The organism is Paraburkholderia sp. BR10923 (assembly GCF_040948765.1).
In the GTDB taxonomy this organism is placed as follows: Bacteria; Pseudomonadota; Gammaproteobacteria; order Burkholderiales; family Burkholderiaceae; genus Paraburkholderia; species Paraburkholderia youngii.
Genome location: NZ_JBFPKO010000194.1, coordinates 1 through 290 on the forward strand (window position 1 = coordinate 1; position 290 = coordinate 290).

1 protein-coding gene is annotated in these 290 nt (G+C 63.8%); it reads left to right on the plus strand.

Annotation, left to right across the window (positions count from 1 at the left end):
• Positions 1–117: 117 nt before the first annotated feature.
• Positions 118–290 (plus strand): helix-turn-helix domain-containing protein (locus tag AB3X94_RS42080; RefSeq protein ID WP_368614497.1); only part of this gene is annotated, 173 nt, incomplete at its 3' end.

Sequence of the window (290 nt, forward strand, 5' to 3'; positions counted from 1 at the left end):
TTGGCCGGTGGTGCGGAGTCGAAGGCGGCGTAGCCGCCGGAGACGACGCACCACCGGCGGCGCCGGGATGATGGGGTCATAGGATGGCTGGTCGCGTTCAAGAAGAAGCGAACAGCCATGTCCGGAAGCCGAATCACGGACCAGCAGGTCCGCCTCTATATGAGCAAGCGCAAACATCACACTCAGGAAGTCGCTGCTGCCAAGTCGGGCATGAGTTCGCGCACGGCACGGCGAATCGAACGCGATGGCCGGTTACCGTCGCAGAAGCCGCATCGCGATTGGCGCACTCG